The organism is Polaromonas sp. CF318 (assembly GCF_000282655.1).
In the GTDB taxonomy this organism is placed as follows: domain Bacteria; phylum Pseudomonadota; class Gammaproteobacteria; order Burkholderiales; family Burkholderiaceae_C; genus Polaromonas.
In genome coordinates, this window is the sequence record NZ_AKIV01000045.1 from 17,487 (window position 1) to 42,410 (window position 24,924).

24 protein-coding genes are annotated in these 24,924 nt (G+C 64.9%); 15 read left to right on the plus strand and 9 right to left on the minus strand.

Going from position 1 to position 24,924, the window contains the following annotated elements; genetic code table 11:
- Window positions 1-64: 64 nt before the first annotated feature.
- Entirely contained in the window at window positions 65-1,066 is a 1,002-nt protein-coding gene (locus tag PMI15_RS06755) for an FHA domain-containing protein (RefSeq protein ID WP_007865616.1), read from the minus strand.
- Window positions 1,063-2,433, minus strand: a complete 1,371-nt coding sequence (locus PMI15_RS06760; RefSeq protein WP_036837808.1) for a serine protease — start codon at window positions 2,431-2,433, stop codon at window positions 1,063-1,065. Before PMI15_RS06760 ends, PMI15_RS06755 begins: the two co-directional genes overlap by 4 nt.
- Before the next feature lie 99 nt (window positions 2,434-2,532).
- On the opposite strand from PMI15_RS06760, the gene PMI15_RS06765 reads away from it, so the two are divergent.
- On the plus strand, window positions 2,533-4,032 hold the full coding sequence (locus PMI15_RS06765) for an AMP nucleosidase (RefSeq protein WP_036837811.1): 1,500 nt from the start codon (window positions 2,533-2,535) through the stop codon (window positions 4,030-4,032).
- An 8-nt stretch (window positions 4,033-4,040) separates the two neighbouring features.
- Window positions 4,041-4,610 (plus strand): D-alanyl-D-alanine dipeptidase, encoded by a 570-nt coding sequence (gene ddpX, locus PMI15_RS06770; protein WP_007865625.1) that lies wholly within the window; start codon window positions 4,041-4,043, stop codon window positions 4,608-4,610.
- Window positions 4,611-4,626: 16 nt separating this feature from the next.
- Here ddpX and PMI15_RS06775 read toward each other — a convergent pair whose 3' ends face one another.
- Complete coding sequence (locus PMI15_RS06775; RefSeq protein WP_007865629.1) at window positions 4,627-5,727, minus strand: mechanosensitive ion channel family protein; 1,101 nt, start codon at window positions 5,725-5,727, stop codon at window positions 4,627-4,629.
- A 40-nt stretch (window positions 5,728-5,767) separates the two neighbouring features.
- Window positions 5,768-6,973, minus strand: a complete 1,206-nt coding sequence (purT, locus tag PMI15_RS06780; RefSeq protein WP_036837815.1) for a formate-dependent phosphoribosylglycinamide formyltransferase — start codon at window positions 6,971-6,973, stop codon at window positions 5,768-5,770.
- Between the two features lie 212 nt (window positions 6,974-7,185).
- Between purT and PMI15_RS06785 the strand changes: the two genes are divergently transcribed.
- Window positions 7,186-8,001, plus strand: a complete 816-nt coding sequence (locus PMI15_RS06785) for a siderophore-interacting protein (RefSeq protein WP_007865637.1) — start codon at window positions 7,186-7,188, stop codon at window positions 7,999-8,001.
- A gap of 595 nt (window positions 8,002-8,596) precedes the next feature.
- On the opposite strand, the gene PMI15_RS06790 is transcribed toward PMI15_RS06785, so the two are convergent.
- The 3 genes from PMI15_RS06790 to pcaH form a co-directional block, all read right to left on the minus strand.
- A complete protein-coding gene (locus PMI15_RS06790) occupies window positions 8,597-8,986 on the minus strand; it encodes a VOC family protein (RefSeq protein ID WP_007865640.1) in 390 nt (129 codons plus the stop codon).
- 79 nt (window positions 8,987-9,065) lie between these two features.
- On the minus strand, window positions 9,066-9,656 hold the full coding sequence (pcaG, locus tag PMI15_RS06795) for a protocatechuate 3,4-dioxygenase subunit alpha (RefSeq protein WP_007865643.1): 591 nt from the start codon (window positions 9,654-9,656) through the stop codon (window positions 9,066-9,068).
- A gap of 19 nt (window positions 9,657-9,675) precedes the next feature.
- Complete coding sequence (pcaH, locus tag PMI15_RS06800) at window positions 9,676-10,389, minus strand: protocatechuate 3,4-dioxygenase subunit beta (RefSeq protein WP_007865644.1); 714 nt, start codon at window positions 10,387-10,389, stop codon at window positions 9,676-9,678.
- A gap of 154 nt (window positions 10,390-10,543) precedes the next feature.
- Between pcaH and pcaQ the strand changes: the two genes are divergently transcribed.
- Window positions 10,544-11,500 carry a pca operon transcription factor PcaQ gene (gene pcaQ / locus PMI15_RS06805; protein ID WP_007865649.1) on the plus strand — a complete coding sequence of 319 codons (957 nt, stop codon included), beginning with the start codon at window positions 10,544-10,546 and terminating at the stop codon, window positions 11,498-11,500.
- On the opposite strand, the gene PMI15_RS06810 is transcribed toward pcaQ, so the two are convergent.
- Complete coding sequence (locus tag PMI15_RS06810) at window positions 11,497-12,426, minus strand: SAM-dependent methyltransferase (protein ID WP_007865651.1); 930 nt, start codon at window positions 12,424-12,426, stop codon at window positions 11,497-11,499. The two genes, pcaQ and PMI15_RS06810, sit on opposite strands and share 4 nt — an antisense overlap.
- 277 nt (window positions 12,427-12,703) lie before the next feature.
- On the opposite strand from PMI15_RS06810, the gene PMI15_RS06815 reads away from it, so the two are divergent.
- The 5 genes from PMI15_RS06815 to PMI15_RS06835 all read left to right on the plus strand — a co-directional run bounded on the left by PMI15_RS06815 (window position 12,704) and on the right by PMI15_RS06835 (window position 16,530).
- Entirely contained in the window at window positions 12,704-13,105 is a 402-nt protein-coding gene (locus PMI15_RS06815; protein ID WP_007865653.1) for an RNA-binding protein, read from the plus strand.
- A 170-nt stretch (window positions 13,106-13,275) separates the two neighbouring features.
- The gene (locus tag PMI15_RS06820; protein WP_007865656.1) at window positions 13,276-13,725 is read left to right on the plus strand and encodes a MarR family winged helix-turn-helix transcriptional regulator; all 450 of its coding nucleotides are present in this window, start codon (window positions 13,276-13,278) and stop codon (window positions 13,723-13,725) included.
- Window positions 13,726-13,791: 66 nt separating this feature from the next.
- Window positions 13,792-14,208 carry an organic hydroperoxide resistance protein gene (locus PMI15_RS06825; protein ID WP_007865659.1) on the plus strand — a complete coding sequence of 139 codons (417 nt, stop codon included), beginning with the start codon at window positions 13,792-13,794 and terminating at the stop codon, window positions 14,206-14,208.
- Window positions 14,209-14,279: 71 nt separating this feature from the next.
- Window positions 14,280-15,386, plus strand: a complete 1,107-nt coding sequence (locus tag PMI15_RS06830) for a DUF2855 family protein (RefSeq protein WP_007865664.1) — start codon at window positions 14,280-14,282, stop codon at window positions 15,384-15,386.
- Window positions 15,387-15,459: 73 nt separating this feature from the next.
- Entirely contained in the window at window positions 15,460-16,530 is a 1,071-nt protein-coding gene (locus tag PMI15_RS06835) for a serine/threonine protein kinase (protein ID WP_007865667.1), read from the plus strand.
- Between the two features lie 58 nt (window positions 16,531-16,588).
- Here PMI15_RS06835 and htpG read toward each other — a convergent pair whose 3' ends face one another.
- Window positions 16,589-18,469, minus strand: a complete 1,881-nt coding sequence (gene htpG, locus PMI15_RS06840; protein ID WP_036837835.1) for a molecular chaperone HtpG — start codon at window positions 18,467-18,469, stop codon at window positions 16,589-16,591.
- 274 nt (window positions 18,470-18,743) lie between these two features.
- Between htpG and PMI15_RS06845 the strand changes: the two genes are divergently transcribed.
- From PMI15_RS06845 to PMI15_RS23970, 6 genes are all read left to right on the plus strand, one after another.
- The gene (locus PMI15_RS06845) at window positions 18,744-19,196 is read left to right on the plus strand and encodes a spore coat protein U domain-containing protein (protein ID WP_007865671.1); all 453 of its coding nucleotides are present in this window, start codon (window positions 18,744-18,746) and stop codon (window positions 19,194-19,196) included.
- A gap of 7 nt (window positions 19,197-19,203) precedes the next feature.
- Window positions 19,204-19,794 carry a hypothetical protein gene (locus PMI15_RS06850; protein WP_238541086.1) on the plus strand — a complete coding sequence of 197 codons (591 nt, stop codon included), beginning with the start codon at window positions 19,204-19,206 and terminating at the stop codon, window positions 19,792-19,794.
- A gap of 2 nt (window positions 19,795-19,796) precedes the next feature.
- Window positions 19,797-20,528 carry a molecular chaperone gene (locus PMI15_RS06855; RefSeq protein WP_007865677.1) on the plus strand — a complete coding sequence of 244 codons (732 nt, stop codon included), beginning with the start codon at window positions 19,797-19,799 and terminating at the stop codon, window positions 20,526-20,528.
- A 101-nt stretch (window positions 20,529-20,629) separates the two neighbouring features.
- Window positions 20,630-22,945: a fimbria/pilus outer membrane usher protein gene (locus PMI15_RS06860; RefSeq protein ID WP_238541087.1), complete on the plus strand. Its 2,316-nt coding sequence runs from the start codon at window positions 20,630-20,632 to the stop codon at window positions 22,943-22,945.
- Complete coding sequence (locus PMI15_RS23965; RefSeq protein WP_007865687.1) at window positions 22,942-23,814, plus strand: spore coat protein U domain-containing protein; 873 nt, start codon at window positions 22,942-22,944, stop codon at window positions 23,812-23,814. Before PMI15_RS06860 ends, PMI15_RS23965 begins: the two co-directional genes overlap by 4 nt.
- A 204-nt stretch (window positions 23,815-24,018) precedes the next feature.
- Complete coding sequence (locus PMI15_RS23970) at window positions 24,019-24,918, plus strand: spore coat protein U domain-containing protein (protein WP_007865690.1); 900 nt, start codon at window positions 24,019-24,021, stop codon at window positions 24,916-24,918.
- Window positions 24,919-24,924 lie beyond the last annotated feature (6 nt).

Here is a 24,924-nt window from a genome sequence, read left to right on the forward strand (position 1 = left end):
TGACGCAGATGTACGCAGATTGAAAACAAGGCTTCCAAGCCGTCTTTTTTAACGGGTCTGCGGCTCAGTCCGCATCGGGATCCTCCGGCGTATCCGCATCCGGCTCGCGGTCCTTCAAGCGTTCATCCAGGCGTTTGCGGATAGAACCCGCCTCCTCCAGAAACTGCGCCACCGGCACCGCGGGCGCCATGCGCAATGAAGGCGGGTACAGCGTGGACAGGTAAAGCTTGTTGGACAGGCGTTTGTTCTGCAGCCAGTTGGTGCCCAGCAAGGCCACCGTGCCGAGCACGGCGATGCCGGCCACCAGCGCGGCCAGGCCGCGGCGGCGCTGCGGCGCGATGACGGTGAGGTGCACATAAATGCCGGCCGCGACGCCCAGCAGCAGCATCAGGCCCTCAAAACGCGCCAGGCTTTCGAGCGAGAACATAAAGGCCAGCAGGCCGGCCAGGGTGGACACCGCTTGCACCGCGAGCGAGCTGAAGCAGGCAATGCGCACATGGCGCCAGAACTGCAGGTGGCCGGTGAACAGCTTGGTGGCCAGCGCCCACAGCCCGGCCCAGACGCTGACCGCCAGGACCACTCCGCCCAGCAGGCCGGGCAGTTGCCGCGCGAGCTGCGAGGGCTCGGTCAGCGTGAGCCAGGACTGACCCAGCACCAGGGCCAGCATGCCGGCCAGGGCCAGCAGCGTCCAGCCGGTGGTGCGCCAGGGGAAATGCGGCAACAGCTCCTCGGCCGCCACAGGTGCCTCGGCCAGGCGCAGGCCCAGCTTGAGGCGGCCCAGCGTCAGGGCCTCGCTCGCGGGCCAGTTGAATTGCGCATCGCGGCCGTGGCGGGCCCGGCCCAGGGCCACGCCGTTGACGCTGTCCAGCACCTGCACGCTGACGCCGCCCTCGGGCGTGCGGCTGATGCGCAGGTGTTCGCCGGCCACGTGGCTGTCGTCGAGCACCAGGTCGCACGTGAGCGCGCGCCCCGCGGTGACGGGCCAGTGCCGCACCTCGAGGCGGGCGACCAGGGCGCCGGTTCGGTCGGTGGCCTGCAGCAGGCCCAGGATAGGGGTGGCGCTCATTTGGCGGCCTCCCACTTGAAGCCGGCGAGGTAATGCGCGACCAGCTTGAGGCCGTTCTCGAAACTCACGCCCTGCGCATCCATGCGGCCCTGCACGCCGCGCGTGGACTGGTTGACCGACATGGTGAGCACCGACACGTCGTAAAGGCCGGTCAGCTTGCGGTAGGCGCTCATGCAGACCACGGCGCGCATGGGCATGCCGCCGGTTTCGACGAAGCGTTCAGAACATTCGGCGGGCGTGGCCTTGCGCGAGCCGCGCGTGGCGAAGTATTCATTGGCAAAGCTTTGCGAGTACATCGCGGAAAAGCGCAAGGGGCCCAGCTTGGGCGCGTTGTAGGCCTCGTAGCGCAGGCGTATGTAGCCGGTGTTGAAGTCGCCGGCGTACACATGGCTGTCGATCTGGCAGTCGGTGCGCTCCAGGTCGAAGGCCTTGAAGTCGGGCTCGCGCCCGCGGCCCCAGCAGCGGGCCAGCGCATCGTCGGGCACCGGCACGCTGTAGCCGCCGTGCTTTTGCGCGGTCAGCGGCGCGGCGGTAAAGCGCTGCGTCAGCAAGGCCTGGTGCTCGCCGAGCTGGCGCGCGACCTCGGCATGCGCGGGCTTGGTGATGGGCTGGGCCGTGGCGGCCCTGGCCAGCAGGGCCTGGGCGAATTCGGCGGGGATCAGGAAGCTCAGCAAGTCGCCGTCCAGCCGCTTGGAGACGTTGACGCCGACCACCTGGCCCGCGTCGTCGAGGGCCGGGCCGCCGCTCATGCCGGGGTTGAGCGCACCGCCGAAAAAGATGCGCGGGTAAAAACTGCGCTGCACCAGGCCGTTGTAAGTGCCTTCGGTGACGGCAAAGCCTATGTCCAGCGGGTTGCCCAGCGAATAAATGCGCTCGCCGCGCGCCAGCGGGCGGTCGGCGCCGCGAAAGGCCAGCTGCGGCGTCGCGCCCGCGGCCGGCGCCTTCACGCGCAGCAGGGCCAGGTCGTTGCGCACGTCGAAGGCCAGCAGTTCGACCTCGGCCTCCTTGCCGTCCACCGGCACATAGACGCCGCGGTAGCGCTCGGGCTCCAGCGCGAGCTGGCTGGCCACGTGGAAGTTGGTGATGATGAGGCCGTTGGCCGAGACGAAAAAGCCCGAGCCCACGCTGGCCTGGGTGTTGGAGTTGCGCAGCAGGGTGCGTATCTGCACCAGCTTGTCGCGTGTGGTTTCATAGGCGCGCTGGGCATCGCGGGAAATCTGGGCCGGCGCCGCGGCCGTGGCACCGCGCGCCGGCGCGGGGGCCTGGGCATGGACGGCCTGAAGGCATAAAGCCCCCAGGAGAACGAAGGCGCCCCGCATCGCGCGCAACGGCCCCAAAAATTGCCCAAAGGGCCTGGAATGATTCATCGACGCATTCTAGGGGCTGAAGATGAAGAACAGCCTCCGGGGAGTTGCCGCACAATGGCAACCTACACAGTACACAGCAGAAAGACAGGCCAGCCCTTCATGCCCTATCTCCCTCCCTTCATCGCCCCCACCCGTTACAGCGACCCGGCCGCCGCGCTGGCCCAGGTCCGCGCGATTTACGACCAGCAGATCGCCCACTTGCGCGACGCGATGCAGCGTTATGTGGCCGGCGAAACCCTGCCCGGCCATGTGCGCGCCTGCTACCCCTTTGTGCGCATACACACCGACACGGTGGCGCGCGCCATCCTGGAGACGCCCGACATCTCGCAACTGAGCTTCGGCTTTGTGGCCGGCCCGGGCCGCTTTGAAACCACGCTGACCCGGCCCGACCTTTTTGGCAACTACTACCTCGAGCAGTTCCGCCTCTTGATGCAGAACCACGACGTGGAGCTCGAAGTCGGCACCAGCGCGCAGCCGATACCCATCCACTTCTCGTTCGCGGAGAATGACCACATCGAGGGCAGCATGACGGCGGCGCGCCGCATGCTGATGCGCGATGTGTTCGACCTGCCCGACCTGAGCGCCATGGACGACGGCATCGCCAACGGCACTTACGAGCCCCTGCCCGGCGAGCCGCAGCCGCTGGCGCTGTTCACCGCCGCGCGCGTCGACTATTCGCTGCAGCGCCTGCGCCACTACACCGGCACCTCGCCGCACTGGTTCCAGAACTTCGTGCTGTTCACCAACTACCAGTTTTATATCGACGAGTTCGTGCGCCTGGGCCATGAGGCCATGGCCGACCCGGACAGCGAATACATCGCCTTCATCGAACCCGGCAATGTGGTGACCCGGCGCACCGGCCTGCCCGCCGCCGAGGGCGACGAGCTCGGCGTGCCGCCGCCGCGCCTGCCGCAGATGCCGGGCTACCACCTGCTGCGCGCCGACCACAGCGGCATCACCATGGTCAACATCGGCGTGGGCCCGGCCAACGCCAAGAACATCACCGACCACATCGCCGTGCTGCGCCCGCACGCCTGGGTCATGCTGGGCCACTGCGCGGGCCTGCGCAACAGCCAGCAGCTGGGCGACTACGTACTGGCCCACGGTTATGTGCGCGAAGACCATGTGCTGGACGAGGAACTGCCTTTGTGGGTGCCTATCCCGGCGCTGGCCGAAATCCAGGTCGCGCTGGAAAAAGCCGTGGCCGACGTGACCCATGCGGTCGGGCCCGATCTCAAGCGCATCATGCGCACCGGCACCGTGGCCTCCACCGACAACCGCAACTGGGAATTGCTGCCGGGCAACCAGCCGCAGCGCCGCTTCAGCCAGAGCCGCGCGGTGGCGCTGGACATGGAAAGCGCGACCATCGCGGCCAATGGTTTTCGCTTTCGCGTACCCTACGGCACCCTGCTGTGCGTGAGCGACAAGCCGCTGCACGGCGAGATCAAGCTGCCCGGCATGGCCAACCACTTCTACCGCGAACGCGTGGACCAGCACCTGCGCATAGGCATACGCGCCATCGAGTTGCTGCGCGCCGAGGGCATCACACAGCTGCACAGCCGCAAGCTGCGCAGTTTTTCGGAAGTCGCTTTCCAGTAAACCGGGCCATGACCCCAGCGCCCCTCGTCCAGATCCGGGAAGCCACGCACGATGTCGTGATCGACATGATGTATGCGCGGCCCGACAACTTCACGGGCCAGGTGATCTACGGCCACAAGCTCTGCTTTCTGCACCCCGAGGCCGAGGCCTGCCTGCGGCGCGCGGTGGCGGGCGCGCGCGCCTTTGGCTTCAAGCTCAAGATTTTTGACGCCTTCCGCCCGCACGAGGCGCAGGAAGCGCTGTGGGCGGTGCTGCCCGTGCCCGGTTATGTGGCCGACCCGGCCAAGGGCTCCAACCACACACGCGGCGTGGCGGTGGACCTGACCCTGCTGGACGCCCAAGGCCATGAGCTGGACATGGGCACACCGGTGGACACCATGACGGCGGCCTCGCACCATTTTTATCCCGACCTTTCGGCCGCGGTACAGCTCAACCGCATGAAGCTGCTGACCATCATGCTGGAGGCCGGCTTTGTGCACCACCCCATGGAATGGTGGCATTACCAGCTGCCCGAGGCCAAGGAGTTCGAGCTGGTTAGCAGCGCCGTGTTTGCCGGCTGCCTGGACGCCGCGGCCTGAAGAAGCCGCTCGGGGCTCAGGCCTGCGCAGGCAGGCTGCCGGGGGTCTTCGCGCCCTCGGGATCGCCCTTTTCCGTGATCTCGGCCCGCATGGTGGGCAGGAACCGCGGGTACTCGCGCTGCATGAAATCCACCAGCGCCTCGCGCACCTTGCAGCGCAAATCCCAGTTAAGCCCCGAGTTGCCCGAGGTCACCAGCACACGCAGCTGCATGCTGCGCTCGCCAGCCTCCACCACCTGGAGCAGGCACAAACGTTTGTCCCATTCGGGCGCCGCCTCGCAGGCGCGGCGCGCGGCCTGGCGCAGCGGCTCCAGCGGCATGCGGTAATCCACCCACATAAACACCGTGCCTATGATCTGCGCGCTGTTGCGCGTCCAGTTCTGGAAGGGATTCTCGATGAACCACTGCAGCGGGATGATCATGCGCCGCTCGTCCCAGATCTTGAGCACCACATAGGTGCCGGTGATTTCCTCGACGCGGCCCCACTCGCCCTGCACGATGAGCACGTCGTCGATGCGCAGCGGCTGGGCCAGCGCGAGCTGCAGGCCTGCGATCAGGTTGCTGAACACCGGCCGGGCCGCGATACCGGCGACGATGCCGATCACACCGGCCGAGGCCAGCAGGCTGGCGCCCAACTGGCGCGCGCCCGGGAAGGTCATCAGCATCAGCGACAGGCCGGCGATCAGCACCATCACATCGGCGGTGCGCGCAAGCAGCCGCGTCTGGGTGTGGATGCGGCGCGCATTGAGGTTGTCTTCGACCTCGACGGAATGCTGGCCGATCACGCCTTGGGCCATGCCATCAATGGCGCGCAGCGCCAGCCAGGTCAGGGTGGCCAGCAGCAGCAGGGCATTGCCGTGGCGCACCTGGGAAATCAGCGGCAGCGCATCGGGCGCGGCCTGCCAGACGGCCTGCAGCGCAATCAGGGGCAAGGCGAAACGTGTGGGCCGCCAGCTGCGGCGCGCCACCGCGCTGGAGATGGGCAGGTTGCGCGTGAGGCGCCAGATCACCGCGGCGCCGACGCGGTGCACCACCAGGGCCAGCACCACGGCCACGACGGCTGACAGCAGCACGCGCCAGGCGGAATCCTCCAGCAGGTGAAGATCGCCGACATTCATCTGTGAACCGCTCCTGCCGTGGCCCCAGCTTCCCGGCGCTTCAGCCGGCCTTGCGCGGGCGCACCAGCGCGGCCGCCGTTTTGGCATTGATGCGCGCGGTCTCCACGTCGGCGTCAAAGGCCAAGGCCACGCCCATGCGGCGTTTCACAAAACTCTCGGGCTTGCCGAAGAGGCGGATGTCGGAATTGGGCACGCGCAGCGCCTCGGCCACGCCCTCGAAGACGATGCCCTGGGCATCGACACCGCCGTAGATCACGGCGCTGGCGCCCGGGCTCTTGAGCGCGGTGTTGACCGGCAGGCCCAGGATGGCGCGCGCATGCAGCTCGAACTCGTTCTGCCACTGCGTGCACATCGTCACCATGCCGGTGTCGTGCGGGCGTGGGCTCACTTCGCTGAACCAGACGTCCTCGCCCTTGACGAACAGCTCGACGCCGAACAGGCCCTGGCCGCCCAGGTTGTCGGTCACGGCCTTGCAGATCTCGCGGCATTTTTGCAGCGCGGCCGGCCGCATGGGGTGCGGCTGCCAGCTTTCCACATAGTCGCCGCTGACCTGCACATGGCCTATGGGCTCGCAGAAATGGGTTTCCACCTTGCCGTCCGCGCCCAGCGCGCGCACGGTGAGCTGGGTGATTTCGTAGTCGAAGTCGATAAAACCCTCGACGATCACGCGGCCATGGCTCACGCGGCCGCCGGCCATGGCGTAGTCCCAGGCTTTTTTCACGTCGGCGGGGCCGGAGATCTTGCTCTGGCCCTTGCCCGAGGAACTCATCACCGGTTTGACGATGCAGGGGTAGCCGGTGGTCGAATCAATGGCGGCCTGCAGCTCCTCCAGGGAGTCGCAGAACACATAGGGACTGGTCGGCAGGCCCAAGGTTTCGGCAGCCAGGCGGCGTATGCCTTCGCGGTCCATGGTCAGGCGCGCGGCGCGGGCCGTGGGGATCACGCGCACCGTGCCGGCGGCTTCGAGCTCCTCGAGCATGGGCGTGGCAATGGCTTCGATCTCGGGCACGACCAGGTCGGGCTTTTCCTTTTCAATCAGGGCCTTGAGCTGGGCCGGGTCGCTCATGGTGATGGTGCGTGCATGGTGGGCCACCTGCTGGCCCGGCGCGTTCTCGTAACGGTCGGTGGCAATCGTCTCCACACCCAGGCGTTGCAGCGCGATCAGCACCTCCTTGCCCAGCTCGCCGGAGCCGAGCAGCATGACTTTGGTGGCGTGGGGGGACAAGGGGGTTCCGAAAGTTGTCATAGATATAGGTATAGGTAAGCGCTGAAGAGGGAAGTGGGGAAAGGCGACGGCAGGGGCAGGCACCTGGGCTTACTTTACTGCACCGGCTCCGCGCGCCCGGGTAGGACGTTTGCCCTTGCCCAGCACCGGACATTCCCGTCAGATGATAATTATTCTCAACTAGAACACTTCACCTCAAGCGGCCTTGATGTGCCGCCACCCGAAAGACCCGTATGTCCACCCTACCCGCTTCCCCATCCGCTCCCGCACCCGAGGCCGCCCCGCGCAAACGCCGTCCGCCGCGCCGCGTGCAGGTCACCCGTGTGCAGACGCTGAGCCCGCTGATGCGCCGCATCACGCTGCAGGGCGCGGAACTCGAAGGCTTTGAAGCCAACGACCCGGCAAGCTACATGAAGCTGATTTTTCCCGAGCCGGGGCAAACCGAACCCGAACGCCCGCTGCCCGACGCACCCCGCCCCAAGTCCATGCGCACCTACACGCCGCTGGCCGTGCGCAATGAGGTGCATGAAGTCGACGTCGACTTTGTGCTGCACGGCGACGGCCCCGCCTCCACCTGGGCCGCGCAGGCGCAGGCCGGCCAGGTGCTGTATCTGATGGGCCCCGGCCCCGGCTACAAACTCGCGCTCGATGCACCCGTGCACGTGCTGATAGGCGACGACAGCGCCCTGCCCGCGTTTGAAACCATCCTGGCCGCCCTGCCCGCGAGTGCACAGGCGCAGGTGCTGGTCGAAGTGGTCGATGCCGCCGAGGAACGCTCGCTGCACAGCGCCGCAAAAGTGCAGGCCCGCTGGGTGGCGCGCGGCACAGACAACACCCAGGCCGGCACCGCACTGGAAGCCGCCCTGCGCCAAGCCGGCGCACCCGCAGCCGATGCCCGCATCTACCTGGCCTGCGAAGCCGCCGCCATGCGCAGCATCCGTCGGCTGCTGATTGAAGAACTCGGCGTGGAGCGCAGCCGCATTGTGGGCCGTGGTTACTGGAAGCTGGGAACCGTTAATCACCCGGACCATGATTACGGCGAAGATTGAGCCGGTAAGTCCTGCAGGGCAGCAGCAACATGGCATGGTTGCGGGCCACCGGCTATGCGCTGGCTTTGGGCACAGTAGCTCTATGGCCTGCTGCGACGCCGGGCAAGAAACAACACCCCTGGAAAAGATGCCAATTCTCTGGCAAAAAGTAGGGACAAATATGAGCCAGCGATTGTTTGCGTCGATGCCAACTCCTCGTAAAACCATAGCAAGCAGAAAAGCGCCGGCACCGAAATCCAATGTACGGCGAAGGATGCCTTTCCGAATGTCGATGAAATCAGTGCTCGCTTAACGTCTGTAGATGTTTTGGTTACCAAAAACGTGTCCGGCGAAGAATGTACGGCAAGAGACTGCAACACTCCGACAGCAAACCCTATCAACGCGAATAGATAAATCACCTGTAAAGCCGGGGCTTTTCCAATCGAGAAGCTAGCGGTAGTCAGTAGACCCCACAGAAGAATGAACAAACCGTTAGTTCGAACTGTGAGTGTCTTGTGCATAGGCCTTGGGCTGGATTGGTGGTTGCTGTAGCCCCGTCTTCTTGATGGGACACTGGAGAGTCATCGTAAGCGACGCAGGAGTAAAGCATCAAAATTTACCCCGCCTGCCGCGCATAGCTTACCGTCAGCATCTCCCACTGGTGCCCCTCAGGCTCGTTCCAGTAAACACCCTTGCCGCCGAACTGGGTGTCGACCTTCCCGTCCATCGGGCCGCGCACCGTGCTGCGATAGGGAATGCCGGCCGCCTGGATGCGCGCCAGGATGGCGTCGAACTCCTCCGGGCTTACGCGAAAGCAGAAATGCTGGACGGGAAAGTCCTCGTCCGTGTCAATGAAGTCCAGCGTCAGGCCCTCATTGACATAAACGGCGGAGAAAGGCCCCAGCGCCGTGGGCGCCCAGGGCACGCCCAGCAACTCCGCCAGCTGCCGGGCCGAGGCCACCTTGTCGCGGGCCGAAACGATGGCGTGGTCGAGTTCGATGGTCATGCAGGTCTCCGTGGGGGAACTGCTTTTATAGCGCTCCCACGGCCGGCCTGCCACGCGAGGACCTGACAGCCCTCTGCCTTCAGAGGTCGAAAAACACCGTCTCCTTGTCACCCTGCATATGGATGTCAAAGCGGTACTGGGGCCCGGCCCCCGTCATCTCGCGTTTGGCGACCAGGGTGGCACGCCGCGCGGCCGGCACGCTGGCCAGCACCGCATCCTTGGCGTTCGCTTCCGCCTCATCCTCAAAGTAGATGCGCGTAAAGGTGTGTACCAGCAGGCCGCGCATGGTCACGCAGACGTTGATAAAGGGTGCTTGCCCCGCCGCAGCCACACCGGGCTTGACGGTGAAGAACTCGTAATGGCTTTGCGGCAGGGTACCGGTGCCGCAGCGGCCGAAGCCGGTGAAGCCGCGCGCTTCAGCATCGGCCACGGAGGTGATGGGCTGGCCGCTGCCGTCGGGCTGGGCAATCTCGACCATGGCGTCCATGATGGCGTTGCCGGCGCCGTCAAACACCTGGCCGGTGATGCGTATGTGTTCGCCTTTGGCGTTCGGCTGGGCCAGCACGGGCGTGAACAGGCTTTTGAGGTCGTAGCCGTATTGCGTGGGCGTGAGGCCGTAGGCAAAGAAGGGGCCGACGGTCTGGGAAGGGGTTTGTTTGAGCTGACTCATGGTGGTGTCTTTCCGCCGCTTATTCAAACCGCGTGGCCTTGGGGCCGCGCAGCACGATGTCGAACACATAACCGAGCGCGTAGTCGGGCTGGGTCACGTCCAGGCTGAATTTGGAGACCATCAGCTCGCGCACGCTGTCGGGTGCGCCCATGTACATGGGGTCGTAGCTGAGCAGCGGGTCGCCGGGGAAATACATCTGCGTGACCAGGCGGCTCGCAAAGTAGTCGCCGAACAGCGAGAAGTGGATGTGCTGCGGCCGCCAGGCGTTGGGGTGGTTGCCCCAGGGATAGGCACCGGGCTTGATGGTCTTGAAGCTGTAGCGGCCTTCGTTGTCGGTCATGCAGCGGCCGGCGCCCAGGAAGTTGGGATCCAGCGGCGCATCGTGCTGGTCGACCTTGTGCACATAGCGGCCGGCGGCGTTGGCCTGCCAGACTTCGACCAGGGTGTTGCGCACGGGCCGGCCGTCTTCGTCCGTCACGCGGCCCGTGACGATGATGCGCTCGCCCAGCGGGTCGCCGTTCATGACGGCGTTTTTGGTGAGGTCGTTGTCCAGCGGGCCGAATTGTTCGACGCCGTAGACCGGCGCGTTGAGCTGGGCCAGCGCCTGCTTGATGGGCACCAGCGGCTGCTTGGGGCCGCGCAACAGGGTGGACTTGTAGCCGGGGTAGATGTGCGGCGAATGGCTGGTCCAGTCGCGCGGGGCGAGAAAGCTGTTGCTCAGGTCGGGTTTCATGGGGGTGTCTCCGTGGGTCAGATGGGGCGGCCTGGACGCCTTTTGGGGCGGTTTCCGGTGCAGCGATGACTTTAATCTCTCAGATTGGTTATGTATATTGAGATTTTTTCGCTTTATCCATAACCAAACTTGCCGATGGTGGTTAAATCGCGCCATGGTTGATGAACGCATCAAGTACCGGCATTTGCAGTGCTTCCTGGCGGTGGCGCAGCACGGCAGCCTGCAAAAGGCGGCCGACGTGCTGGCTGTCACCCAGCCTGCCGTCTCCAAGACGTTGAAAGAGCTCGAAGACCTGCTGGCCGTGCGGCTGTTTGAGCGCGGGCGCCGCGGCGCGGTGCCCACGCGCGAGGGCGAGGCCTTTTTGCGCCATGCCGGCGCCAGCGTCAGCGCGCTGCGCGAGGCCGTGGCCAGCGTGGCGCAAACGCGGCGCCAGGGCAATGCCGTGGTCGCGATAGGCGTGCTGCCCACGGTGGCGCCCTGGCTGATGCCGAAACTGCTGCTGCGCCAGGATGCCGAGCAAGGGGAAGGCGCGCACACCAGCCTGCGCATACACACGGGTGCCAACCCCGAGCTGCTGGCGCGGCTGCGGCAGCGCGAGCTGGATCTGGTCATAGGCCGCTTCGCCGAGCCGGCCCATATGCTGGGCCTGAGTTTTGAGCACCTGTATGCCGACCCGCTGGTGCTGGCGGTGCGGCCCGGCCATCCGCTGCTGGCGCAGGATGAGCTCAAAGCTGATGTACTGGCCGGGCTGCAGGCCTTTACGGTGATCCTGCCCACGCAGGGAACGGCGATACGCCACACGGCGGACGGCTTTTTCCTTTCGCGCGGCCTGGCCCTGCCGGCGCGCAGCATTGAAACGCTGTCGGTGTCCATCGCGCGCGGCTACACGCTGCGAAGCGATGCGGTCTGGGTCTCGCCGCTGGGCGCGGTGCGGCCCGAGCTGGACAGCGGCATGCTGCGGCAATTGCCCGTCAGCATGGCGGGCACCGAGGAACTGGTGGGCTTGACCTTGCGCGCCGACATGGCGCCCACGCCCGCGCAGCAGGGACTGATTGCGAATATCCGGCAATTGGCCGCGGAACGCCGCAGCGAGGCTACGCCCCAGGCTTAGGCCGGCTCGGCCTGGACGGCAAAGCGCGCCGTCAGTTCGCCCAGTCCCAGTTCATCCAGCACCTCGCGCAAACGTGCTTGCGCCGCGCGGGTCTTGCCGGCCTGCGGCTGGGCGGGGCGGCTGGCCAGGATCAACTCGTTCTTCATCGAATGCTCCCAACCCACGAGTTCGGTGACGGTGACCTGGTAGCCATTGGCTTCGAGCTGCAGGCAGCGCAGCACGTTGGTGATCTGGCTGCCGAATTCGCGCGTGTGCAGCGGGTGACGCCAGAGTTCGGCCAACGGGGTCTTGGCCAGCGACAAGGCGCGGCTTTTCTTGAGCACGCCGGCCACCTCGGCCTGGCAGCAGGGCACCAGCACCATGTGGCGCGCGCCTTTGGCCAGGCCGAAGGCAATCGCATCGTCGGTGGCGGTGTCGCAGGCATGCAGCGCGGTAACGATGTCCACCGTGGACGGCAATTCGGCCGACGTCGTGGCCTCCTGCACCGTCAAATTCAGGAAGGACATGCGCGCAAAACCCAGGCGCGCGGCCAGGCTGCGGGATTTGTCGACGAGTTCGGCGCGGGTTTCTATGCCGTAGACATGGCCGTCCATGGGCTCGCCCGCGTGCGCCACGTTAAAGAACAGGTCGTACAGGATGAAACCCAGGTAGGACTTGCCGGCGCCGTGGTCGGCCAGCGTGAAGCCGGCTTTGCGCGCCGCCACCTCGCTGAGCAGGGGCTCTATGAACTGATACAGGTGGTAAACCTGCTTGAGCTTGCGCCGCGTGTCCTGGTTGAGCTTGCCCTCGCGCGTGAGGATGTGCAGTTCCTTGAGCAGCTCGATGGACTGCCCGGGGCGCAGCTCTTCAATCACTTGCGCGGCAGGAGATGGCTTTGCGGCGCCTTTGGAAGGTTTTGCGGCGCGCGCGGAGCTGGAGATTTGCATGGCCCCAAGTTTAGTGGGGGTGCTGCAAGACCCTGCCTACGCCGGTGCAAAGCCCTTTTGATGACGCCCTCTCCGGGGGAGAAGATGCAAGAACCAGCGCAAGAAAAACTAAAAAAGGGGTTTTGGCACTTATGGGCGCATAATCGAGCAGTACGGGTGTTCAAAACACCCGCACAAGTTGGTGATCGGTCAGTTTCGCGCGCTACGGCGTTACTTTTGAGTTTGTTGTGCTTTCGGGACCCCATCGCTTTGTTTTTATGTGTTTTTAGGAGTCCCCATGGGCAATAAACTTTACGTCGGCAATCTGCCATACACGGTCCGCGACGAAGACCTGCAACAATCTTTTGGCGCCTTCGGCTCCATTACCAGCGCCAAAGTCATGATGGAGCGCGACACGGGTCGCTCCAAGGGTTTTGGTTTCGTCGAAATGGGCAGCGATGCCGAAGCACAAGCCGCAATCGCCGGCATGAACGGCCAGTCCCTGGGCGGCCGTAGCATCACCGTGAACGAAGCCCGTCCGATGGAGGCACGTCCTCCCCGTACCGGCGGCTTCGGCGGCGGTGGTGGCGGTTACGGCGGTGGCGGCGATCGCTCCGGCGGTGGCGGCTACGGCGGCGGTGGCGGCCGTTCCGGTGGTGGCGGCTACGGTGGCGGTGGTGGCGGCCGCGGCGGCTACTAAGCCCTGTAACCCAGCTGACTCAGCCCCGCGCTGAGCAAAGCACGAAAGGCTTCAAAACTTCGGTTTTGAAGCCTTTTTCTATTGGCGCATGCCCCGGCGGGTTTGAGGCTTTGAAACACCTTCCAAGAAATTAACTTGTACACAATTTAATTGTGAGCTACAATTTAGCCATGCCAAACAAAACCGACTCCGTGGACGCCATGCTGCAGTTGGACAACCAGCTGTGTTTCGCGCTGTATTCCACCTCGCTGGCCATGACCAAGCTCTACAAGCCCATGCTCGAAGAGCTGGGCCTGACCTACCCGCAATACCTCGCGATGCTGGTGCTGTGGGAGCAGGACGGCCTTACCGTGTCCGAGCTGGGCGAGCGGCTGTACCTCGATTCGGGGACGCTGACCCCTTTGCTCAAGCGCATGGAAACAGCCGGGCTGGTTTCGCGCCTGCGCGCCGTGCAGGACGAGCGCCGCGTGCACATCACGCTGACGGCCGCGGGCCGCAAGCTCAAGGACAAGGCCGCCAGGATCCCGGGCTGCATCCTGAGCGCCACCCAGTGCTCGATTCCCGAACTGGTGTCGCTGACGCAGCAAGTGCAGTCTTTCCGCAAGCGCCTCACGGCCTGATCCCTTTCACGTTCTCACCGATTTTTAACCCACCCCGCACCGGGGTATTTTCCAAAGGAAGCCACCATGACCACGCTCGAAAAAGTTCTCTACACCGCCCACGCTCACACCACCGGCGGCCGTGACGGCAAGTCCAAGACCGACGACGGCCGCCTGGACGTCACCCTGAGCTCGCCCGGCACCTCGGGCACCGGCACCAACCCCGAGCAGCTGTTCGCGGCCGGCTACGCAGCCTGCTTCATCGGCGCCATGAAGGCCGTGGGCGGCATGAAGAAGATCGACGTGCCCGCCGACGTGTCCATCGACTCCAGCGTTGACCTGGGCAAGATCCCCAACGGCTACGGCATCGCCGTGCGCCTGGACGTGACCCTGCCCGGCATGGACCGCGCCGCCGCCCAGGCCCTGGTCGACGCAGCGCACCAGGTTTGCCCTTACTCCAACGCCACGCGCGGCAACATTGACGTGACCATTACCCTGAAGTAATCAGGCCTCGGTGTCGCGAATGCGGCCCGCCGGTGTTGAACCGGCGGGCCGTTTCATTTACGGTGTGGCGCATGAACACCGTAGCCCCCGCCACTTTCCTGGTCCGAAAAGACGCCCTCACCGAAGCACGCTGGCAAGCCACCGCATTGGTTGCGCTCGTACCCGGCCAGGTGCGTCTGGCCATCGAGTCGTTCGCGCTCACATCCAACAACATCACCTACGCGGCCTTTGGCGAGGCCATGAATTACTGGCAGTTCTTCCCGACCGGTGAAGAGGGCTGGGGCTGCATCCCGGTATGGGGTTTCGCCGTGGTGACGGAATCGCAATGCGAGGGAGTCGCCGTGGGGGAAAAGTTTTACGGTTACTACCCCATGGGCAGCGAGGTGGTGGCGCAGCCCGCGCGCGTGACGCCCGCGGGCTTTTTTGACGGCGCTGCTCACCGGCAGGCGCTGCCGGTGGTCTACAACCAGTACATGCGCTGCGCCACGGACCCGTTTTACGACGCCGCCACCGAAGACGTGCAGTCGCTGCTGCGCCCGCTGTTCATCACCTCTTTCCTGATCGACGATTTCCTGGCCGACAACGATTTTTTCGGCGGGGGCACGACCCTGCTGCTGTCCAGCGCGTCGAGCAAGACCGCTTACGGCACGGCCTTCCAGCTTGCCAGGCGTCCGGGCCTGGCGGTCGTGGGCCTGACCTCGCCGGGCAACACGGTTTTTTGTGAAAGCCTGGGCTGCTACAGCCGCGTGCTGGGCTATGAACAGCTGGACAGCCTGGCCGCCGACACGCCCTGCATTTATGTCGATTTCGCGGGCAGCGCCCCTTTGCGCCAGCGCATACACAGCCGCTTCGGCCAGCTGCGCTACAACTGCTCCATAGGCGGCACCCATGTCGACGAGCTCGCGGCCAAGGGCGGCAGCCGGGATTTGCCGGGCCCCAGGCCAGTGCTGTTTTTCGCGCCGGCCCAGGTCAAGAAGCGCGTTGCCGATTGGGGTGCGGAAGCCTTCGGCCGCAAGCTGGCGCAAGCCTGGCAGGACTTCACCCGGCAAGTAACCGGCGCCCGGCCGCCCTGGCTCAGCCCCCAGCGGCACGCCGGCCGGGCGGCCCTGCAGGCGGTGTACCAGGAGGTGCTCGCCGGCAAGGGCGATCCGCGCACCGGCCACATCCTGCTGCCCTGAAAAGCGCTTCACGGGAACAGCCATTTACAAGCCCCGGCTGGCTGGGCCCGGCAACTGCGCCGACAATCGGTGCATGACCGAGAAAAGCCAAGCCCCCGCCAGCGCTGCGCTGCATGCGTACGAGACGCTGACCCCTGACCGCGTGCTGGACGCGCTGGCCAGCGTGGGCTTGCTGGGCGACGGCCGCCTGATGGCGCTGTCCAGCTATGAAAACCGGGTCTACCAGGTGCACCTCGAAAGCCCGGTGGGCGAAGCCGAGCTGGCCGGCGACGTGGTGGTCGCCAAGTTCTACCGGCCGGACCGCTGGAGCGACGCGCAGATCATCGAGGAACACGCTTTCGCCGCCGAACTGATGGCCGCCGAAATCCCGGTGGTCGGCCCGCTGGTGCTGGAAGGCGCCACGCTGCACCATTTCGGCGGCTTCAGCTTCAGCGTCTCGCCCAGCCGCGGCGGGCGCCGGCCCGAGCTCGACAACCTCGAGGTGCTCGAATGGATAGGCCGCTTCCTGGCGCGCATCCACACCGTGGGCAGCGCAAAACCGTTTGTCCATAGACCGGCGCTCAACCTGCAGACATTCGGCTTCGGCCCGCGCGACATCCTGCTGGGCGGCGACCACAGCGCGAAAGGCGCCCACGGCTACATCCCGCTGGACATGGAATCGCGCTGGCGCAAGGCCTTTGACGAAGCCATGCTGGTGGCGCAAACCGTGTTTGAGAGCGTGGGCGACGTGCGCACCCTGCGCCTGCACGGCGACTGCCACCCCGGCAATATTTTGTGGACACCCGAAGGCCTGCCGCTGGCGGGGCCGCATTTTGTCGACCTCGACGACGCCCGCAGCGGCCCGGCCGTGCAGGATTTATGGATGCTGGTCTCCGGCGACCGCGCCCAGAGCACCCGGCAGCTGGGCGCGCTGGTCGACGGCTATGAGGAGTTCCGCGAGTTCGACCGGCGCGAACTCGCGCTGATCGAGCCACTGCGCACACTGCGCCTGGTGCACTACAGCGCCTGGCTGGCGCAGCGCTGGCACGACCCCATCTTCCCCATCAACTTCCCGTGGTTCGGCTCCAGTGACTACTGGAAGGGCCAGGTCGACATGCTCGAAGAGCAGACCGAGGCCATGCAGGAAACGCCGCTGGTGGTGTAGACGACAAGGCGCAGAAAAAAGCCCGCGCATGGCGGGCTTTTTGGGGTTGACCAGGTTCTTACACCAGCAGCGCATTCACCCGCCGCACATAGGCCGCCGGGTCATTCGGCATGCCACCCTCGGCCAGCAGGGCCTGGTCGAACAGGATGTGCGCGAGGTCGTCGAAGTGCTCGCCGCTTTCGAGCTTTTTCACCAGCGGATGCTGGGCGTTGACCTCCAGGATGGGCTTGACCTCGGGCACGGCCTGGCCGGCCTGCTTGAGCATGCGGGCCAGCTGGGTCGACATGTCGCCGTCCTGCACCACCAGGCAGGCCGGCGAGTCGACCAGGCGCGTGGTGGCGCGCACGTCCTTGGCCTTGTCCTTGAGCGCTTCTTTCAGCTTGTCGAGGATGGGCTTGAACTGGGTTTGCGCCTCTTCGGCGGCCTTCTTCTCGTCCTCATCCTGCAGCTTGCCCAGGTCCACCGCGCCCTTGGCGACCGACTGCAGCGGCGTGCCGTCGAACTCGTGCAGGTAGTTGAGCGCCCACTCGTCGACGCGGTCGGCCATCAGCAGCACTTCTATGCCCTTCTTGCGGAAGATCTCGAGCTGCGGGCTGTTCTTCGCGGCGGCCAGCGTGTCGGCGGTGATGTAGTAAATCGCGTCCTGGCCTTCCTTCATGCGGGCCTTGTAGTCGGCAAAACCCACGCTCACCGTGTCGGTGGTCGATGAGGCGAAACGCAGCAGCTTGGACAGGCGGTCGCGGTTCGCGAAGTCCTCGCCCAGGCCTTCCTTGAGCACGGCGCCGAATTCGGCATAGAAGCTCTTGAACTTGTCGGCATCGTTGGCGGCCAGGTCCTCGATCATGCCCAGCACGCGCTTGGTGCAGCCTTCGCGAATGGCCTTGACGGCGCGGCTTTCCTGCAGCAGTTCGCGCGAGACATTGAGCGGCAGATCCGACGAGTCCACCACGCCCTTGACGAAGCGCAGATAGGTCGGCATCAGCGCCTGGGCGTCGTCCATGATGAAGACGCGCTTGACGTACAGCTTCACGCCCGCCGCCTTGTCGCGGTTGAACATGTCCATGGGCGCCTTGGCCGGGATGAACAGCAGCTGCGTGTACTCGGTCGAGCCCTCCACGCGGTTGTGCGTGGTGGCCAGCGGCGCCTCGCTGTCGTAGCTGAGCTGGCGATAGAACTCATCGTACTGGTCCTGGGTGATGTCCTTCTTGGCGCGCGTCCACAGGGCCGCGGCCTGGTTCACGGTTTCCCACTCGCCGGTCGTCACCATTTCGCCGGGCTGGTCGTTTTCGCCCTCTTTCCATTCCTCTTTCTGCATCAGGATGGGCAGCGAGATGTGGTCGGAGTATTTGTTGATGATGCCCTTGAGCTTCCAGGCGTTGAGGTAGTCGAGCGAGTCCTCCTTGAGGTGCAGGATGATGCTGGTGCCGCGCTCGGCGCGCTCGATTTCGCTGACCTCGAACTCGCCGGTGCCGTCGCTGCTCCAGCGCACGCCCTGGCCCGCCGGCAGGCCCGCGCGGCGGCTTTCCACCGTGATGCGGTCGGCCACGATAAAGCCCGAATAAAAACCCACGCCGAACTGGCCTATCAGCTGCGCGTCGTTCTTCTGGTCGCCCGAGAGCTTGGCCATGAAGTCGCGCGTGCCGCTCTTGGCGATGGTGCCCAGGTTGTCGATGGCTTCCTGCTGCGACAGGCCAATGCCGTTGTCGGTGATGGTCAGCGTATTGGCGGCCTTGTCGAAGCTCACGCGCACCTTGAGTTCGGCATCGTTCTCGTAGAGCGAAGCGTCGTTGAGCGCCTCGAAGCGCAGCTTGTCGCAGGCATCCGACGCATTCGAAATCAGCTCGCGCAGAAAGATCTCGGGATTCGAGTACAGCGAGTGCGTGACCAGCTTGAGCAGCTGCGCCACCTCGGCCTGGAAGGAAAGGGTTTGTTTTTGCATGGTCTGGGTCATAGTTGTTTCAAATCTGTTACCAACTCGTTATTTCTGCGGAAAATAACCAGCCCTACTGGTCGTATTTACCTTTGTTACGTGTAATTCTTTTGGACTAATATATGAATAAATCCAATCTTTTCAACGAGTTGACGTGATAAATTCCCTACTCCGGTGCTCTGTTACGGTTACAAATGTGCGTTTTTCAGAAATACCTAGTTACAGTTCACTCACCTTCACATTTTGTCCCCCGTTAACTCGTTCATTCACCCGGAGAACAGTCATGAAAAAGCTTATTTTAGTAATCGCCCTCGGCCTTGCCGCTATCGCCTCCGTGCCTGCTCAAGCAGCAACGGCCACTGGACAGTTCGATGTCACCATCAACCTGACCAGCGCCTGCAAATACGTCAAGACCTCTGACGTCGTGTTCAACTACACCTCGTTCCAGGCAGCAGCCCAGGCACACACCACCGCTGGCGGTTTCACGATCCAGTGCACGAAAACACTGCCTTACACCCTGGCGCTGGATTCCACCTCCGTGACCGATGATGCCGTTGACCTTGCCTACACCCTGGCACTGAGTGCAACGGGCGGCACCGGCAACGGCAACGCGCAAGCCTACAGCGTGACCGGTTCGATGGCAGCTGGCCAGGCCGGCCAGTGCGCCACCGCTGGCGGCGCCTGCTCGAACACCGCTGCGACCAACAAGACCCGTACCCTGACGATCACGTACTAAGCGGATCTTGACGCTCAAGGCCCGGATCATGGCAACACCGATGCGCTCGCTTGCAAAGCTGGCTCTCGGTGTTTCACTGCTTTCGGCCGGCGTTTGCAGCTTTTCCGGCACCGCCGGCGGCCAGTTCGGCGTACAGATCCACCTGAACGGCGGCGACCCCGCCACCAACGCCTGCACCAGCGCCACGGGCTCTGGCAGCGGCGGCGCCTCAGTGCAGGTCAGTTGCAACTCCAACGTCTTTGTCAATATCGTCCAGGTCCGCAACGCCAGCGCCCTGGCAAACTCCCGGTTCATGCCCGGATACCGGCCCACGCGCGACTCCCTGCTGCCCGATTACTGCCGCAGCGAGGCGTCCCGCAACGACCCGGGTTCCCGCATGGCCTGCCGGCTGGATGACCAGCGCCAGGCCTCGGCGGGCGATGAGGCCGACGACGGCTGGGAATTCGAAAGCCGGCGCTATGCCATGGGCCCGGAAGCCACCGAGATTGAAAAGCAGGCCCGCTTGCGCTTCCAGGACGTCCGCGGAACGCTTACGGCCGTGCGCCTCGCCCATGCCGGCAATCAACCGAAATCTATCGAGATGCTGGTATCCTTCTAGGGATGAACGTCCCTCCGCGCCGAAGCAGCCTCGTCACCTACGCTCTCCTGCTCAGTCTGCTGGCGCCCTGGGCCGTCGTCACGGCCGGCGTGTTTTCCGTCACCCCCGTACGCCTCTACATGACACCGCGCGACCGCGCGATCGCCGTCACCCTGACCAACGAAGCGGACACCGAGGTCGTCCTGCAGGCCGACATCAACGCCTGGAGCCAGAAACCCGACGGCACTGATGAACTGGTGCTCACGGAAGACCTGATCCTGGCGCCGCCCATCATCAAGCTGGCGCCCAAGGCTCGCCAGGTGGTCCGCCTGGCATTGTTAAAGCCGGCCGACGCCAGCCGGCAACTGACCTACCGCATGATCATCCGCGAGGTGCCCGAAGCCCTGCCCGCAGCCGGCATCCAGGTTCCCATTGCGCTGGCCCTGAGCATGCCGGTGTTCATCACCCCGCCGGCAGCTAAGCGCGAAGTCAATTGCACCAATCAGCTCGCGGATCCCAAAACCCTGAGTTTGCAGTGCAGCAATACCGGCTCAGCCTATGCACAAATACGCGAGGCCGTCGTGACCCGCGGCCCGCAAACACTGGCCCGTTTTGAAGGCGGCAGCTATATCCTTCCGGGCGCCCGTAAAACCGTCAACCTCAAGGGCGAGCAACCCTTGACTGCAGGCCAGGCCCAACTAGTGGTGACCTTTGACGACGGACAAAGCCTGACGACCAGTATCGCGCTTCCCTGAGGGGAGCGCCTTGTTCCATGAGGTGTAGACGGGCTCTACGAAAGCATCCCCTCGCGATAGCCATTGCCGTCCTCTGCTATGGCCTGCCGGCGCAGGCGCAGGTGGCGGCCTCATCCAATGCGCCGCCCGCGGCCCGCGCCGCCAACGACCGCCTGCTTCCGCTGGAAGTGTTCATCAACAGCACCAAGGGCGGGGTCTGGACCCTGCTGGAGCGCAACGGCATCCTGTATGCGCCCGAGGACGCTTTTGAGGAATGGCGGCTGAACCGCCGCCCCAGCGCGCAGGACATCGATTTCCAGGGCCAGCGCTGGTACGCCCTCTCGTCCATCCCGGGCTTCGAGGCGCGCCTGAATTTTGCCGACCAGTCGGTGGACCTGGTGTTTTCCCCTTCGGCTTTCAATGCCGTGCGCCTGACGCAGGAGTCGGCCATGCGGCCCCCGCTGTCGCCGTCCATCCCGGCCTTCTTTGCCAACTACGACCTGAACTACCTCACCAGCCACAACCGTGACGCCATCAGCGGCACCACAACGGCCCGCGACCTGGGCGCCTTGACCGAGTTTGGGTTTTCAGGGCAGTGGGGCTTGCTGACCAGCAGTTACGTGGGCCGCAACCTCGTGAGCCAGGACCCGACGCTCAAGGCCTCGTGGCGGCGGCTGGAAACCACCTATACGCGCAATTTCCTGGAGTCCAACAGCACCCTGCGGTTGGGTGACAGCAGCACGCGCACCGGTATTTCGGGGCGGTCGGTCTATTTCGGCGGCGTGCAGTTCGCGAAAAATTTCTCCCTGCAGCCCGGCTTTGTCACCCAGCCCATCCCGACCGTCACCGGGCTGTCGGCCGCGCCCAGCACCGTGGAGCTGTACGTCAACGACGCACTGCGGCAGACATCCAAGGTCCCCTCCGGCCCGTTCAGCATCGACAACTTCCCGGCCTTGACAGGCGCCGGCGAGGCGCGGGTGGTGGTGCGCGACATCCTGGGCCGCGAGACCGTCATCACCCAGTCCTTTTTCAGCAATGCCAACCTGCTGGAAGAAAACCTCAGCGACTGGAGCTTCGAGGCCGGCGCCATACGCAACCAGCTGGGAACTGAGAACGCCGACTACGGCCCGCGCTTTGTGTCGGGCCTGTGGCGCCAGGGCCTGACCAAAAGCATCACCGTCGAGGCCAACGGTGAATGGTCCCGGCCCCTGGCGCGCGTGGGCGCGGGCGCCAGCTACGAGCTGCCTTTCCAGATGCTGGGGCAAACCGCGATGTCCTTCAGCCGCAGCGACACCGCCGGCCGCGGCCACAACTGGCTGGTCGGCATAGAGCGCACCGGCTTGCGCCACGGCGTTTCGCTAAGCGCGGAAGGCGCCTCGCGCGGCTACCGGCAACTGGGCATAGACACGGCAAGCCCGCTGCCGCGGCTGCAAACCACCGCCAGCTACAGCTACAGTACCGACAAGTTCGGGGCCTTCAACCTCAGTTATGCGAGCTTTGACAACTACGACATCGGCAAACTCGACACCCTCAGCCTCAACTACACCGTGCGGCTCGGGCCGCACAGCGCCCTGACGCTCAGCGCCACGCGGCTCAGCGGAATTTCCACCGGCAACTCGGTGGGCGCGACCCTGATCGTGCCGCTGGAGAACCGCGTCACGATTGCCTCCGGCGTCACCAACCGCAGCGGCACCACCGAAAGTTATGTGAACGCCAGCCGGGCCCTGAGCGCCGAAACCGGCTGGGGCTGGCGCACGGCGCTGGGTTCGCGCGCCGATGGCGGTTACACCGAGGGCGGCGCTTATTACCAGGGGAGCAAAGGCCTGTTTTCAGCCGACGTCAGCGCGGGGCAGACCCAGCAGAACCTGCGCCTGGGCCTGATAGGCGGCATGGTCGCGGCCGACGGGCAGGTTTTCGCAACACGCCGGGTGCAGGACAGCTTCGCCATTGTCGAGGTGCCGGGCTATGCGAACGTGGGCGTGGGCTTTCAGGGCAGCACGCTGACCCGCACGGACAAGGACGGCGTCGCGCTGCTGCCCCGCTTGCTGCCCTTCCAGCGCAACAGCGTGCGGCTGGATCCCACTGAATTACCCATCAGCGCCGAACTCGACTCCATCGAGCGGGAGGCCGTGCCGGCGCTGCGCGGCGCCGTCAAAATCAGCTTTCCCGTGCGCTCGGGCCGCGGTGCCCTGATACGCATCGTGCTCGACGGCGGCGAGCCCGCGCCGGCCGGCGCCGAGATCGAACTGGTCGGCGACAAGAAGGAATTTTTTGTCGCCCGGCGCGGTGAAGCCTTCGTCACCGGCCTGCAAACCACCAACAGCCTGCGCCTGAAATGGAATGGCGCAAGCTGCACCTTTACCGTCGAGCTACCGCCCGGCAGCCTGGAAGACATCACCCGCGTGGGCCCTGTCCACTGCTCAGGAGTCAAACCGTGAACCCCCTCAACCCCTGGCGCCTCGCCACCGCGGCCTTGTCCCTGCTGGGCTCGGCACCGGCCATGGCCGCGCTGGTCTGCAACGCCACCGCGACACCCGTGCAGATGGTCTACTTTGAGAACGACCCCAACCCCACGGACGGCGCCTGGACCGTGACCATCAATTGCTCGCGCGGCCCCACGGACCCGACCACCTCGGCCTACACCCTGCGGGCCGACGACGGCTTCAACCCGGGCGCCGGAAGCAGCAACCAGGCGGTAAACGGCACCGGCACGGCCAACCAGATGGCCTACGACCTCTTCAGGACGGCGCCGGGCACAGGGGAATGGGGCTACACCAATGCCACGGACTTCGCGGGAACCATCAACTTCGGCACCGCCCTGACGGCCAGCGTCACGCACGTCTTTTACAGCCGGATTGCGGCGGGGCTCAACAAGAACGCCAAGATCTTCACCGACACCGTGACCATGCGCCTGCGCTACGACAACGGCCCCAACAACAATACGGACGTCTTTCCCACCTTCCCCGTGAGCATCAACAACCAATCCGTCTGCCTGCTCAGCACACCGCCCGGCAACATCCAGTTCAACTACACCTCATTCCAGGCCGCCGCCGCCACGGCCAGCTCGGCTTATGCCGTGCGCTGCACCCTGGGCGAAACCTACACCATGGCGCTGGACGCGACGACGGGAACCCTGCTCACGCTCACTTACAACCTGGCCTTGAGCACCCTCGCCGGCCAGACCGGGACGGGCTTTCCGCAGAATTTCACGATCAACGGCAGCATCCCGGGCGGCCAGTCCGGCACCTGCGGCATGGGCAGTTGCACCAGCGCACCCCAAACGCGGACCCTGACCATTAGCTATTGAGCGGCCTCCGCCTCAAGGCCTCGCGCTAGCACCTGGGCAGCCCATCGGCCCACACAGTGTGACTTTTGTCACGGATTTGCAGCGCCTGGGCCTTCGAAAACGGCGCAAAACGACACCATTCACGATACTGCTACAAGACGTTACCATCACGAGATAACAGTCGTCGCACTTGCAAAGTGCCTGGGCGATATCACGGAGTCATCGATGAGTGTCTCTTACGCGCTGCGTTTCGCCCTGGCCGCCCTGCTGTGCACTTGCGCGCTGCAGGCTGAGGCTGCCATCACATGCACGCTCACCACCACGTCGGTCAATCTCAATTACACCAACGGGCAGGCGGCCAACGCCAATGCCAGCGGTACCATCACCGTGAACTGCACGCGGCTGTCAACGGACCCCACCAGCACGACCTACTGGGTCAGCATTGACTACGGCAGCCGCACAGGCCTCACCCGCCGGGTTTTCCGTCATGGCGGAACCACCACCAACGCCAACCGGCTGGACGTCAACATCTACAAGAGCGGAACCACCACCGACTGGATCAATACCGGCATCGGGCGCGTGAACGGGACATTGACTTTCGGCGCCGCCCTGAGCGCCAGCGTGGCATTGACCTACGATTTCCGCGTTCCCGCTGGGCAAACCGGCAACACCGCGGGTATCTTTGACGAGGCCTTCATCACCAGCCTTCAGCTCACCACCGCCGGGGCTGTCGTCGCAACCGGGAGCTTCACGCCCACGGTCAGCATCATTGCCCAGTGCTTCGTGGGCCAGGTCGCCACCGGCAATCTGGCTCCCGGCGCGATTTCCCCGTCCACGCTGACCTTGAACTACACCTCTTTTGTGGCTGCACCGCAGACCGCTACCATGAATTTCACGGTGGACTGCACCCGGGGCACCAGCTACACCCTGGCGCTCTCGCCGACCTCGGGCACGCTGCTGGGCCTGAACTACACCCTGGCGCTCAGCGGCGCAGGTGCGACAGGCGACGGCTTCGCCCAGCCCTACACCGTGACTGGCAGCATCGCGGCCGGCCAGGCAGGCACCTGTTCCACGGGCACCTGCACCGCCACCCAGACCGGGGTGACCGTCACCATCACTTACTAGGCTGAA

What these genes read in the sequence shown, in the direction of transcription:
- PMI15_RS06815 (WP_007865653.1), top strand. Translation starts at nt 12,704, where the DNA reads ATGGGCAATAAACTTTACGTCGGCAATCTGCCATACACGGTCCGCGAC.
- PMI15_RS06855 (WP_007865677.1), top strand. Translation starts at nt 19,797, where the DNA reads ATGAACGTCCCTCCGCGCCGAAGCAGCCTCGTCACCTACGCTCTCCTG.
- PMI15_RS23970 (WP_007865690.1), top strand. Translation starts at nt 24,019, where the DNA reads ATGAGTGTCTCTTACGCGCTGCGTTTCGCCCTGGCCGCCCTGCTGTGC.
- PMI15_RS06790 (WP_007865640.1), bottom strand. Translation starts at nt 8,986, where the DNA reads ATGACCATCGAACTCGACCACGCCATCGTTTCGGCCCGCGACAAGGTG.
- ddpX (WP_007865625.1), top strand. Translation starts at nt 4,041, where the DNA reads ATGACCCCAGCGCCCCTCGTCCAGATCCGGGAAGCCACGCACGATGTC.
- PMI15_RS06845 (WP_007865671.1), top strand. Translation starts at nt 18,744, where the DNA reads ATGAAAAAGCTTATTTTAGTAATCGCCCTCGGCCTTGCCGCTATCGCC.
- pcaG (WP_007865643.1), bottom strand. Translation starts at nt 9,656, where the DNA reads ATGAGTCAGCTCAAACAAACCCCTTCCCAGACCGTCGGCCCCTTCTTT.
- PMI15_RS06765 (WP_036837811.1), top strand. Translation starts at nt 2,533, where the DNA reads ATGCCCTATCTCCCTCCCTTCATCGCCCCCACCCGTTACAGCGACCCG.
- PMI15_RS06830 (WP_007865664.1), top strand. Translation starts at nt 14,280, where the DNA reads ATGAACACCGTAGCCCCCGCCACTTTCCTGGTCCGAAAAGACGCCCTC.
- PMI15_RS06810 (WP_007865651.1), bottom strand. Translation starts at nt 12,426, where the DNA reads ATGCAAATCTCCAGCTCCGCGCGCGCCGCAAAACCTTCCAAAGGCGCC.
- purT (WP_036837815.1), bottom strand. Translation starts at nt 6,973, where the DNA reads ATGACAACTTTCGGAACCCCCTTGTCCCCCCACGCCACCAAAGTCATG.
- pcaH (WP_007865644.1), bottom strand. Translation starts at nt 10,389, where the DNA reads ATGAAACCCGACCTGAGCAACAGCTTTCTCGCCCCGCGCGACTGGACC.
- PMI15_RS06820 (WP_007865656.1), top strand. Translation starts at nt 13,276, where the DNA reads ATGCCAAACAAAACCGACTCCGTGGACGCCATGCTGCAGTTGGACAAC.
- PMI15_RS06835 (WP_007865667.1), top strand. Translation starts at nt 15,460, where the DNA reads ATGACCGAGAAAAGCCAAGCCCCCGCCAGCGCTGCGCTGCATGCGTAC.
- PMI15_RS06755 (WP_007865616.1), bottom strand. Translation starts at nt 1,066, where the DNA reads ATGAGCGCCACCCCTATCCTGGGCCTGCTGCAGGCCACCGACCGAACC.
- PMI15_RS06775 (WP_007865629.1), bottom strand. Translation starts at nt 5,727, where the DNA reads ATGAATGTCGGCGATCTTCACCTGCTGGAGGATTCCGCCTGGCGCGTG.
- htpG (WP_036837835.1), bottom strand. Translation starts at nt 18,469, where the DNA reads ATGCAAAAACAAACCCTTTCCTTCCAGGCCGAGGTGGCGCAGCTGCTC.
- PMI15_RS06825 (WP_007865659.1), top strand. Translation starts at nt 13,792, where the DNA reads ATGACCACGCTCGAAAAAGTTCTCTACACCGCCCACGCTCACACCACC.
- PMI15_RS06760 (WP_036837808.1), bottom strand. Translation starts at nt 2,433, where the DNA reads ATGAATCATTCCAGGCCCTTTGGGCAATTTTTGGGGCCGTTGCGCGCG.
- PMI15_RS06785 (WP_007865637.1), top strand. Translation starts at nt 7,186, where the DNA reads ATGTCCACCCTACCCGCTTCCCCATCCGCTCCCGCACCCGAGGCCGCC.
- pcaQ (WP_007865649.1), top strand. Translation starts at nt 10,544, where the DNA reads ATGGTTGATGAACGCATCAAGTACCGGCATTTGCAGTGCTTCCTGGCG.